The sequence below is a fragment of the Vibrio sp. 1978 genome (assembly GCF_033344345.1).
In genome coordinates this window covers 1-588 of the sequence record NZ_JAWPOP010000755.1, presented here as the reverse complement: position 1 = coordinate 588, position 588 = coordinate 1, and the positions used below count along the sequence as shown (strand labels likewise).

The 588-nt window shown below is 46.8% G+C and carries 1 protein-coding gene; it reads right to left on the bottom strand.

Annotated features, from left to right (window positions below; all coding sequences use genetic code 11):
* Positions 1-588, bottom strand: a 588-nt coding sequence (locus tag R8N49_RS28925) for a pilin glycosylation ligase domain-containing protein (RefSeq protein ID WP_318190675.1), incomplete at both ends; no start/stop codon positions are given.

The window sequence follows — 588 nt, the reverse complement described above, 5'->3', positions numbered from 1 at the left end:
CGAGAGCACCAAGCCCGCAACCAAAGCTGCGATCCAGCGAATAAAGCGGCCTTTGGTTGCAAAGCGATACATATACGGAATCACTAACAACAAACCGATGATGGTCGCTAGCCATCCTGTGCGCGAAGCTAACGCGACAATCAACGGCAAGGTAACAACAGGTACGGCATACAAAAGGTAAACGTCGCTTAGCTTACGTGAATACTTATAGGGTTGACGAGCTAGAAGGTAACTGGCAATGACTAATCCAGTAGCGAGAAAGCTAGCCATCACATTCGGTTGCTGAAAGATCCCGTACGGACGGTTAGCAATCGTGTCGTAACCGAAAGGATTCCCTGGTTTTAGAAAAAGATATTGTGTCAGACCAAATAGAGCTTCAATCACGACAGCCAGTACGATGAACCAAAGTAACCGTTGGCGATGCTTATTACTGAAATGAAATTGCTGTAAGACAACAAAAAATAGGAAACCACTCCACAGGCCGATAAGTTTGTTCGCTGCCAGAGTGCTGTCCGCATTGGGGTAGAATACTGGCAACGTCATGATGATCGCGCTGATCAGTAACCCGATGGTTAGCTTTGAATAGCG